This window comes from Tychonema sp. LEGE 06208 (assembly GCF_015207505.1).
Lineage (GTDB): Bacteria > Cyanobacteriota > Cyanobacteriia > Cyanobacteriales > Microcoleaceae > Microcoleus.
Window position 1 is genome coordinate 21,368 of record NZ_JADEWT010000076.1, and the last position, 11,097, is coordinate 32,464.

At 46.6% G+C, this 11,097-nt stretch carries 6 protein-coding genes and 1 pseudogene; 5 read left to right on the forward strand and 2 right to left on the reverse strand.

Annotated features, from left to right (window positions below; genetic code table 11):
- The first annotated feature begins 184 nt into the window (after positions 1-184).
- Entirely contained in the window at positions 185-571 is a 387-nt protein-coding gene (locus IQ263_RS19060) for a DUF3110 domain-containing protein (RefSeq protein WP_194012547.1), read from the forward strand.
- A 497-nt stretch (positions 572-1,068) separates the two neighbouring features.
- Complete coding sequence (murQ, locus tag IQ263_RS19065) at positions 1,069-1,983, forward strand: N-acetylmuramic acid 6-phosphate etherase (RefSeq protein WP_194069314.1); 915 nt, start codon at positions 1,069-1,071, stop codon at positions 1,981-1,983.
- 395 nt (positions 1,984-2,378) lie between these two features.
- Here the strand turns inward: murQ and IQ263_RS19070 are convergent, their stop codons facing one another.
- Positions 2,379-2,828, reverse strand: a complete 450-nt coding sequence (locus tag IQ263_RS19070; protein ID WP_194069305.1) for an EVE domain-containing protein — start codon at positions 2,826-2,828, stop codon at positions 2,379-2,381.
- A gap of 653 nt (positions 2,829-3,481) precedes the next feature.
- On the opposite strand from IQ263_RS19070, the pseudogene IQ263_RS19075 reads away from it, so the two are divergent.
- Together IQ263_RS19075 and IQ263_RS19080 are read left to right on the forward strand one after the other, a co-directional pair.
- A pseudogene (locus tag IQ263_RS19075) lies at positions 3,482-4,567 on the forward strand (ISAs1 family transposase).
- 490 nt (positions 4,568-5,057) lie between these two features.
- Positions 5,058-6,860: an NFACT RNA binding domain-containing protein gene (locus IQ263_RS19080; RefSeq protein ID WP_194069306.1), complete on the forward strand. Its 1,803-nt coding sequence runs from the start codon at positions 5,058-5,060 to the stop codon at positions 6,858-6,860.
- A gap of 560 nt (positions 6,861-7,420) precedes the next feature.
- On the opposite strand, the gene IQ263_RS19085 is transcribed toward IQ263_RS19080, so the two are convergent.
- Positions 7,421-9,484 carry an iron uptake porin gene (locus IQ263_RS19085; RefSeq protein ID WP_194069319.1) on the reverse strand — a complete coding sequence of 688 codons (2,064 nt, stop codon included), beginning with the start codon at positions 9,482-9,484 and terminating at the stop codon, positions 7,421-7,423.
- 416 nt (positions 9,485-9,900) lie between these two features.
- On the opposite strand from IQ263_RS19085, the gene IQ263_RS19090 reads away from it, so the two are divergent.
- The gene (locus tag IQ263_RS19090) at positions 9,901-11,064 is read left to right on the forward strand and encodes a glycosyltransferase (protein WP_194069308.1); all 1,164 of its coding nucleotides are present in this window, start codon (positions 9,901-9,903) and stop codon (positions 11,062-11,064) included.
- Positions 11,065-11,097 lie beyond the last annotated feature (33 nt).

Here is an 11,097-nt window from a genome sequence, read left to right on the forward strand (position 1 = left end):
CCCAGTGCAGGATCGGCCCTCAATCAAAAATCTCAAATCTCCAACCGAGTTGTCTAAATCCCTCAAATCCTCTCGATCGCGCCGCGTGCAGGATCGACCCTCAATCAAAAATCTCAAATCTCAAATCGATCGCCCGATCGCTTCTAAGATAAAAAAACGGTGGTTAAGAAGGTCTTTAAAACTTATGCGAGTGTTCGTCTTACTCTTCAATGCCCGCACCGAGAATGAGGGAATTCATACCATTCAACTCGGCGATCGCAACAAAGTTCTGATGTTTGAGTCAGAAGACGACGCCACCCGCTTTGGCGTGATGTTGGAAGCTCAGGATTTCCCCGAACCGACTGTCGAGGCGATCGACGATCGAGAAATTAAGGAGTTCTGCGACAGTGTTGATTATGATTGGGAACTGGTACCGGCGGGCGCGCTAGCGATTCCGCCAGAAGACAATGTAACACAGACTCAGTGGCAAGCGCAGGGGCAACCAGAGCCGGAGCCGGAGGCGGACTCGGACTCTGAGGTTTCCCAAAACGAACTGGATTCTATTCGCCGCCGACTAGAAGGACTTCTGTAAGAGTCAGTAGTCAGTAGTCAGTTGTCAGTAGTCAGTAGTCAGTAGTCAGTAGTCAGTAGTCAGTTGTCAGTTGTCAGTAGGGGCGGTGGATGGTGCGTGCGGGCCCTCTTAGTCGTCAGTAGGGTAGGGGCGGTGGATGGTGCGTGCGGGCCCTCTTAGTAGTCAATAGTCAATAGTCATGGCTACTGAACTACTGAGTCATGAGTCAACTTGAATTGCATTCATTCGCCTCAAGATTTAAAAGGTATCTGGGTTTGTCTGCATTTATCTGCGGTTTTCCTCTAAATCAATGACCAATGACCAATGACCAATGACTAATGACCAATGACTACCCTTCGACTTGCTGCGGCTAAAATAAAATGACCAATGACTAATGACCAATGACTAGCCTTCGACTTGCTGTGGCTAAAATGACCAATGACTAATGACTAATGACCAATGACCAATAACTAATGACTAATGACCAATGACCAATGACCATTAACAACAGACAAAAAATGAAGAATGTGGAAGAACGGGGGCATCTGCTGACGGAACAGGTGAATGCCAACAGCGAGAATTTAGACCAACTCAGTTCGATCGAATTAGTGGATTTGTTCAACCGGGAAGACGCCCAAACCTTAAGCGCGATCGCCAGCGCCCGCGAAGAGTTGGCCCGGGCGATCGACATCGCCGCCGAATCTCTGCGTCAAGGAGGCCGCCTGTTTTACGTCGGTGCGGGGACTTCCGGGCGTTTGGGGGTACTCGATGCCGCTGAGTGTCCCCCCACCTTCTGCACCCCGCCAGAACTCGTACAAGGCATAATAGCCGGGGGTGCAGGGGCTTTGGTGCGGAGTTCGGAGGATTTGGAGGATCGGCCCGAAGATGGGGCAGAGTCGATCGCCCACCGTCACATTAACAATCTCGATGTGGTAGTCGGGATTACGGCTGGAGGCACAACACCCTTTGTAGCCGGTGCCCTACAGGCGGCGCGACAGCGGGGGGCGAAGACTGTATTTATCGCCTGCGTACCCGCAGAACAGGTGAATTTTGAGGCGGATGTTGATATTCGGTTGTTGGTGGGGCCGGAAGTGCTGGCGGGTTCGACGCGCCTGAAAGCGGGTACAGTCACAAAAATGGCTTTGAATATTATTTCGACTGGCGTAATGGTAAAGTTGGGGAAGGTTTACGGCAATCGGATGGTTGATGTGGCAGTGACCAATCAGAAATTGCGCGATCGGGCGGTACGGATGTTGCAGGATTTAACTGATTTGAGCCGGGAAGAAGCGGGTTTGTTGCTAGAAAAAAGCGGCAAGTCGGTAAAATTAGCTTTGATGATGCACTGGACTAATTTGGAGATGCAGGAGTGCGATCGAATTTTGGGCGAGTTTCAAGGTAATTTGCGATCGGCCCTAGCATCAATCCAACCGTAGATTTTAGATATTTCCTCCAATTCTTTAATCTCAAATCATGACTTGCTCAGATTCGACAACAAGAATTAATCCCAAGCAAGAATCAAGAATGCAAAAATATTAGTAGGGCGTGTGGCCATTTCTAGCGACGCAAAGCGCCCTACAACATTTGAGTAAACAAACTCAACTAATAATATTTCTCTAATACCGTTCGTAGTGCGGACGACCGTTCGTTCTTAAACAGAGGACTCCACGACGCACTACAAACCGTTATTCTTAGGGTAATCCACCGGACAGAATATTACCTATTGCTCCTAATAGCTCGTTACCAGCAAAAGCCTGGTAATGCAGAGCCTCTGTTTTGTGCTACTAAACAGCCAAAAACTCAATACTAATACCGACTTTCCTCAACTATCCTACTTCATCTTCAAAATTTTCTGAGTAGCACTTTCAGACACCGGCATCACCGATAAGCGATTGCCTTTCCTCACCACCAAAACCTCCTCAGCACTAAAATTTGCTTTCAATTCATCCAAAGATATTAACTTAGCAAATTCCTCCACAAACTCAACTTTCACAGTTTGCCAGCGAGGCGCGTTAATCCGAGATTTAGCATCATAATATTCGCTATCAACATCAAATTGAGTCGGGTCAGCAATCCCAGTCTCAATCACGCGCACCAATCCGACAATGCCCGGAATTTTAGTATTAGAATGATAAAAAAATATTAAATCTCCAAGACTCATTTCCCGCAGAAAATTGCGCGCTTGATAGTTGCGAACACCGTCCCAAATTGAAGTACGATCGCTCTTCAAATCCGCAATACTATAAACATCCGGTTCCGACTTCATCAACCAATAATTCATAGATAATTAAAAATTGCTATTTTGTTACTAATATTTAGGGCTTGCTGATATCGTGTCCGGTCAATTGACATATCTAAGATTGGTTCGTAGTGCGGACTTTAGTTTGCTCCCGGATTGCGGACTAAAGTCCAATCGCACTGATCAAGTGAGCAAAAAAAATCTGTAAGGCAAGATATACATAGATAATTTCCTTACAAACCAAAATCTCTCTCTCCATTATGCCAAATCGTGCGTGCATTCTCAAGCAACAATTTTTGCCCTGGTTGCCTCACCTTGGGAGAAACTGCTGCCAGATTCGTTAGTCCAGAAGATTCTAGCGAAGCAGAAGATAACCTACTACCAAAGCGTCTACACACCGATAGTCACCTTGTGGGCGATGATATCCCAGGTATTCTCACCTGATAAAAGTTTGAGTCAAGCCGTGAAGCGGATGAGTACGTAGCCCAGGGTGGCGGGAATCAAGCCTGCTTCTTCTGACACCGGGCATAGAGTAAAGCAGGGTGAACGCATCTAAATTTAACATTAACAGAATATGGTATATTGGAGAATAATTATTGAGTACCTACAAAACATTTAATCAGAGTTCGCCCTGTATGAAACTCAAACCTAAAATTACCATTTTCGACCATTTTTCCGGCTGAGAACACCCAAGAATTGAGCGAACAAAACATCATCAATTAATGGATATTATCATGACTCAATTTGTGCGGTAATTTGCGGTGCTGATACATGGGTGGATATCGAAAGTTACGGGCGCAGCTCAACACGAATGGTTGGTTAAAGAAACTTTTAGAATTGCCGAATGGTATCGAGACATGACACAATTGTGCGAGTATTTTCCCGCCTCAAACCTGAGCAATTTCAGAAATGTTTTTTGAATTGGATTCAATCAATCTATTAGTTGCTTCAATCCAGGAGAAGTAATCGCAATTGATGGCAAAACTCTTCGCCATTCTTACGATCGGGTAGGAGACAAAAAAGCGATTCATATGGTCAGTGCTTGGGCGACCAGTCAAAGATTAGTTTTAGGACAAGTTAAAGTTGATAAAAAGTTCAATAAAATCACAGCAATTCCGGCTTTAATCAAAGTATTAGAATTAAAGGTCAGCATTGTCACGATTGATAATCTGGGCTGTCAAAAGTCAGTTATGAAGTCAATTGTCGAACAAGGAGGAGATTACGCGATCACCTTAAAAAATAACCAACCATCCTTATATGCCAGAGTATAAGCGTTGTTTAAACAAGCAAATAGACAAGGATTTTCTGGCTTGACACATACAGCTTGTTCAACAAAAAAAGAGAGTAATCATGGTCGCTCAGAAATCCGACATCACAACCATGTTAAGTGACATCAAAGGGCAGATTTAACCCGAAAATTAATGGAAGAAGCTTCATAGTATAGGTCTGATAGAATCCGTAAGAATAGTCCAGGGAAAAACAACTATTAAAACTCGTTATTATATTAGTAGCTTACCAAATGATGCTCAAACATTTGGTGAATCAGTCCGCAGTCATTGGGAAGAAAAATTATTTACATTGGGTATCAGATATAGATTTTCGTGAAGATGATTGTCGGATCGGAAAAGATAATGCTCCGCAAAATTTTGCGACAATCAGACATATCTCGTTTAATCTTTTGATAATAAAAAAAATTCCAAAACTGGAACAAAGAATAAGCGACTTCGAGCTGGTGGGATGATGACTATTTGACTAAGATTCTCGCTGTGGCAGTTAAATAAATTCTCACAAATAACTCATTAATCAATATTATACAATTTGTAAATAGTGGTTGTAATATTTTTATTTTCTCAAGTTTTGCATTAAGTAAAAACCACTATTAATCAGTTCTTCTTTTATTTAAAAAGTCATTACAAAGCGTGTCTGTAGCTTCTAAGAATGGTGAATTTATCTCAAAATATACTCACCACTGATGAACAGTGTTCAATAAGAGGTGTTCCCCCTGCTTAATGGATCGATCGCGCAACAGCATACCTTTAGTTCGATCGCAAACGAGCCGTTGGTTATATAGCGGTTCTCACAAAAGTGAGGTATGCCCTATGCCCGGATAGTACCTATCCCGGATAGTACCTCATACCAGAGCACAGAAAGGCTATAGCATAGATATGCTTTCCCTTCCAGCTCGTTTCAAAACTTTGATTCCATCGGTAAAATACGACCAATATCTGTCAGTATAGAAATACATATTCGATCGATCGCAAAGAGGCCACCGTGCAACCCGTAGACTTTACAACTTTAACCGCAGCTTGCAGCGAACTGCGAGCCCAATGGCTGCCAGCGCGCCTAGAACAAGTCTACCAGCGCGATCGATTTACCGTGTCCCTGGCCCTCCGCACCATGAAAGGGCGCGCCTGGATAGACATTTCCTCCCATCCAACAGCAGCCCGCATCTGTGTCGGCGCCCCCCCGCCCCGCATTCCCGACACCTTCACCTTCAGCGAACAACTGCGCCACCAACTGTGCGGCTTAGCCTTAGTTTCCATCGCCCCCGTGTCCCCTTGGGAAAGAGTCATCGACTTGCAATTCGCCAAACGTCCCGGCGAAGGAGCACTTTGGCATCTCTACGCCGAAATCATGGGCAAATACAGCAACATCATCCTCACCGCCAGTGACAATCTCGTTGTCACCTGCGCCCACCAAGTCGGCCTAAAACAATCCAGCGTCCGCCCAGTCCAAACCGGGCAACCCTACGAATTGCCCCCTTCTTTGACCGATGCAGTGCCAAGCGCGATCGAACCTCTCGATCGCTGGCAAGAACGAATTAGCCTGGTTCCGGGGCAATTAAAGACCAATCTGTTGAAGAATTACCGAGGGTTGAGTAAAAACTTAGTAGTGTCCATGATTCGATCGGCAAATCTAGACCCCGAACAATCCACCGACAGCCTCAATCCCCACCAATGGCAGCAACTATTTCAGCGCTGGCTGTACTGGTTGCAATGCCTAGAAAACTCCAAATTCCAACCGAGTTTTACCCCCGAAGGCTACAGCGTCATCGACTGGCCAAAGCCCGACGAAAAACAGCCAGAATCTGAATCTGAAAAGGAATCTAATTCCCCCAATCTGTTACATCCGCTACATCCGCTACAAAATCCGCTGCCGAACTCTTCCGTCCAAGAATTACTTAACAGCTACTACACCGGCGAAATCAACCAACAACTATTCGCCCAACTGCGGCATCAACTTACCCAAAAACTCAACAACATCCTCGCCAAACTGCGCCTCAAAGCCAACACATTTAAAGAACGCTTGCAGCAATCGGCCGGCGCAGATATCCACAAATCCCAAGCCGACTTGCTAATGGCAAACTTGCAGCATTGGGAACCCGGAATGAAATCAATTTCCCTCCCCGACTTTGAAACCGAAAAACCAATTACCATTCCCCTAAACCCCGAAAAAAACGCCGTTCAAAACGCTCAAGCAATCTACAAAAAACACCAAAAACTTAAAAGAGCTCGTATAGCAGTAGAACCTTTGTTAGCCGCCGTACAAGAAGAAATCGACTATTTGGAACAAGTCGAAGCCGCGCTTTCGGTACTCGAAACCTACCGCAACACCCAAGATTTGCAAACCCTCGCCGAAATCCGCGAAGAACTAATCCAGCAAAAATATCTAGTTGTACCAGATTACCGTGGCAGTGACAAAAATGCTGCGATCGAATTTCACCGCTACCAAACCCCCAGCGGCTTTGAATTATTAATCGGGCGCAACAACCGCCAAAACGACCAACTCACTTTTCGTACCGCCACCGACTACGACTTGTGGTTCCACACCCTAGAGATTCCCGGAAGTCACGCCTTGCTGCGTCTGACACCCGGTAATGTCGCCCAAGAAACCGATTTGCAATTTGCGGCCGACATGACTGCATACTACAGTCGCGCCCGCCACAGCGAACAAGTTCCCGTGGTTTATACAGAACCGAAATATGTATATAAGCCGAAAGGTGCAAAACCTGGTATGGTTGTCTACAAACAAGAGCGGATTGTCTGGGGCAGACCGCAGCAAGCCCCCGCATGATTATGATGTACGCGGTGACAACTAAAAGACAATAAGTTCGATCGATCCGACTTCAGTTTTCCAACAATCCGAGGACTAAATTCCTCACTACAAACCTCAAAAATCTCTATTCAATGTAAAGTTGTATTACAAAAAAATAAATTTTGTTGCAAAAGTACCGCTTAAGAGAGATGATATCTGTCTTAGAACCCGCTGCAAAGAAACGTGCAACTCGGGTTTCCTCGCCGTGAGAAAAACACTGTGGGAAAAACAACGGATTTAACTATTTGTGCAGACCAGCTTTAGCTAAAGCTGGTCATTTCTGTTGAAACAAAACACAAGATTGCCCAAATTGCCTTTCTATCTGGAAATTATCTGCTATAGCGTGCGTTATCTGCCTGAAATGAACGGTTGACTTATTAAATTATCAGCGTCAATCAGTGTTTGTACGCTGGAAATCTGCGGTTAACAGAGCGAATATTGATGCAATGCAAGTTTAAAGATTTACACCACCATCAATCTAATTAGAGCTTATTTCAGCGCCAAAAAAGGTGCGGGGGCGCACCTTATACATACAACTCCTAGAAAGTAAACGTCGTTCTGATTACTCCAATCACCAAATCAGAATTATCATTATTGTGATCCGGAGCAGTCAGCCAAATCACACCAGGAGTGACCGAAATATTGTCGCTCAACTTAAACTGATAGAAACCTTCAATGTGCAGCGAAGTATCCTTATCTTCCGGTAAACTCCGATTAGTAGAACTCGTCACGCGAGGCTCCATACCTACCAAAATCCCCGCCACATTTCCTTCTTTCAACAAATCAGGAAAAGCCAAAGTAGCCGCCCAGTTCCAGATTTTTTGATCTCCCCGCTGCACAGAACCGGTAGGAGTAGCCAAGTTTGATAAAATGCGCTGGTTGGTGTAACCCGCCCAACCGCCAAGAGCAATTCGGCGACCAAGTTTCAACGAAGCCTGCGCGCCGTAGGAATTGCTAGAAACAGGTAGATTGCTATCGCTGTCGAGCCCGAAAGAACCGAGACGCGCCGGGAAATTAGAAGCATTGCTCCCCGTACCGGTCACGAAATTGTAGGAATTAACGTAAGTTAAACCTATAGCAAAGCTGTCGCTCGGTTTGAAAGTCAACTGAGCCAAACCGCCGTAGGAACCGTTGAACAAACCGTTACCCCGCGTCGGGTTGGCGGCGTTGCCGGCCAAATATCCTAAACTCAGTTCGAGTTTTTCCCCAAACTGATGCCGCAGAGCGATGCCAGAACCGCCAGTCAAATAGTAAATCGGGTTGCGAGTACCGAAGTTGGAAAGAGCGCCACTACCGCCATCTCCGTCAAAGTAAGGGTTGACTGTGTTGGTAAAATCATCAGCAGCGCCGGCGTTGGCTTCTAGAATTACAGTAGTGTTTTTGCCTAGAGGGAATTGGTAAAGCAGCGCATCTAAACCAACAGTATTGCTAGCCTCGCCGAAAGGCCCGGCATTAAACCGCAATTCCCCTTCAGCGGTTTTGGTATTGTTAGTAGAAAACGAACCTAAATTCAAAACTTGCAGTCGAGTTCTCAGCAAGTCTTCACCTGAGAAACTCGTATCAAAATTGAGACGAACCCTGCTGCCAAAAGCTGTGGTTCTATCAGCTTCGCGGCCCTCAGCATCATCTCCGGCGGCGATACCGGTCACAGCAAATATCACTTCGCCATTGAGTTTAGTGGTAGTCGAAAACTGATTTGCTTCTAATTCAGAAGTGCGCGCTTCCAAAGCATCGACGCGACCGCGCAAAGTTGCCAATTCCGCAGCAAATTCTTCTTGCAACCTTTGGATAGAAGCTAAATCTTCTTTGGTTGCTAAATTTCCCGTACCACCTCTAATCAGTTCGGTAACTTTATCCAAACAGGCGTTTAAACCGGCTGCGAATTCGTAGCGAGTCATTGCCCGGTTGCCGCGGAAGGTGCCGTCAGGATAGCCAGCTATGCAGCCGTAGCGCTCTACTAGGGATTGCAAAGCTTGGAACGCCCAATCTGTGGGGCGCACGTCGGACAGTTGCGAAACTGAGGTTACTTGGCCGGCTGCATCTTCGCTGTCTTCTGCGCTGTATTGGTTGATTTGTTCTAAAAGATTTGATTGCGCTTGAGGTTGGGCGCCCGGAGGGGTTGATTGGGAAATCTCTTCGGGTTGTGCGGCAGGTTTTTCGGCGCTTAAATTGGTCGGTGCGGCGGGTGGCGTGGCGCTTGTGTTGGCGGGCGCGACTGCGGGGATTTCCTCTGCGACAGGTTGTTGGGCGCTTAAGTCTGCTGCTGCAACTGCGGGTTGTGTTTCGCTTGTGTCTGCTGCTGCAACTGGGTTTTCCGGTGCTTTTGTCTGTTCGGTAACTGGGTTTTCCGGTGCTGCTAGGTTTTCTTTGTCAATAGTTTCAACAGTTAAGTTAGTGGCTAGTGACGTTGGTTCGGCTGTCACGGCTGCTGTTTCAGGCTGTGCTTGCTCGGTGGCAGCACCTGCTAATTCCAATTGATTGGCTTGAGCTACCGAGGCTATTTCTACAGGTTGCTCTGCTGCTAGGGCTGTCGAAGATACTACTAAACTTGCTGCTAATACAGCAGGACTGACTAAAAGTCCTTTCCACAAAAATTTGGACATTTTTTCCTCACACCACGTTAGTTCGATCGCCCGTTCCGAAGAGTTAGCCGATCGCAAATCCTTTACACTATTGCCCCTAATAGTATTTTTTGTCAACAATCTGGCGAATCGTTGCCGCACTAGGCAATTTGGCCAGCCCCAAATTTGACAAAAACCTCGTTTATTCCCAAAATTCTTGGTTTGAACTATCCCAAAAAATGGGTACAAACACTCGACGCTGGTGAGACTCCTGTTCGAGCTCCCAGATTAATCCGTGGAGTAAATCTCAAACTTGTTCGCTCGCGAAGTCGAAGAATCTCAAATCGAGTCGCCTACGTAGAAACGCGGTTAATGGCTCGATACTGCGTCAGTAATCTCTCGGTAAGACTAATATTGACAGAACTGGCGCTAATAAATCGTTCGATCGACTACATAAAGTGAAAAAACTCAAATACGCCCTAGTTCATGAATGGTTGACACCCTTGGCTACCGGCGGTTCGGAACTCGTAGTGCAGGAAATCCTCAAATACGTAAATGCTGATGTCTATGCCCTCATCGACTTTGAATCAGCCAATCCCGAAAGCTATCTTTTTCAAAGACAGATTGGTACAACATTCTTGCAGGGCTTTCCTGCAGCCCGCAGCGGCGTGCAAAAATATTTGCCATTTCTGCCCGTCGCGATCGAACAACTAGATCTGCGAGCCTACGACATCATCCTCTCATCATCCCACGCCGTCGCCAAAGGCATCCTCACCAGCCCCCAACAACTGCACGTATGCTACTGCCACACACCCATGCGCTACGCTTGGGACTTAACTTTTGACTACTTACGTAATAGCAAAGCCGGACGGGGCATCTTGGGCGTGATGACGCGATATTTGTTGCACCGACTGCGGCAGTGGGATGTAATTTCCGCCAACCGCGTCGATTATTTCATCGCCAACTCCCAACACACGGCGCGCCGAATTTGGCGGTGCTACCGGCGGCGCGCTGAGGTAATTTATCCGCCGGTAAATATCGATCGATTTGCCTTGCTGGAGCAAAAACAAGATTTTTACGTGACAGTTTGCCGGTTGGTAAGTTACAAAAACGTAAGTGCGATCGTCCAAGCATTCAATCAACTCGGGCGCAATCTAATTGTCATCGGCACCGGCCCAGAATTAGAAATGCTCCGGCAAATCGCCAAACCCAATGTACAATTGCTCGGCCACCAGCCCGCCTCCGCAGTCGAAAAATACATGGCCGAGGCAAAAGCCTTTGTCTATGCAGCCTGTGAAGATTTTGGCATAGCTTTAGTAGAAGCTCAAGCTTGCGGGACACCAGTAATTGCCTATGCAGCAGGCGGCGCTTTGGAGACAGTGCTCGACATTCGCCAACACCCAGAGAGGGGGACAGGTTTATTTTTTCCCTCCCAAACCGCAGCAGGATTAGTCGAAGCTGTCAAGGAATTTGAGCAGTTGCAAGGCAAATTTTCCCCGGAAATGGGACGGTTGCGCGCCTCCGGGTTTGCCCCCGAAGTCTTTGAGCAGCGCTATCTAGGTTTTGTGGAACAGTGCTATCAGGAATTTCAATCCCGCGATTTTACCAAGTCTGAGAGTTGAGAGTGGAAGAGGGGAAGAGGGGGAGAGGGGGAG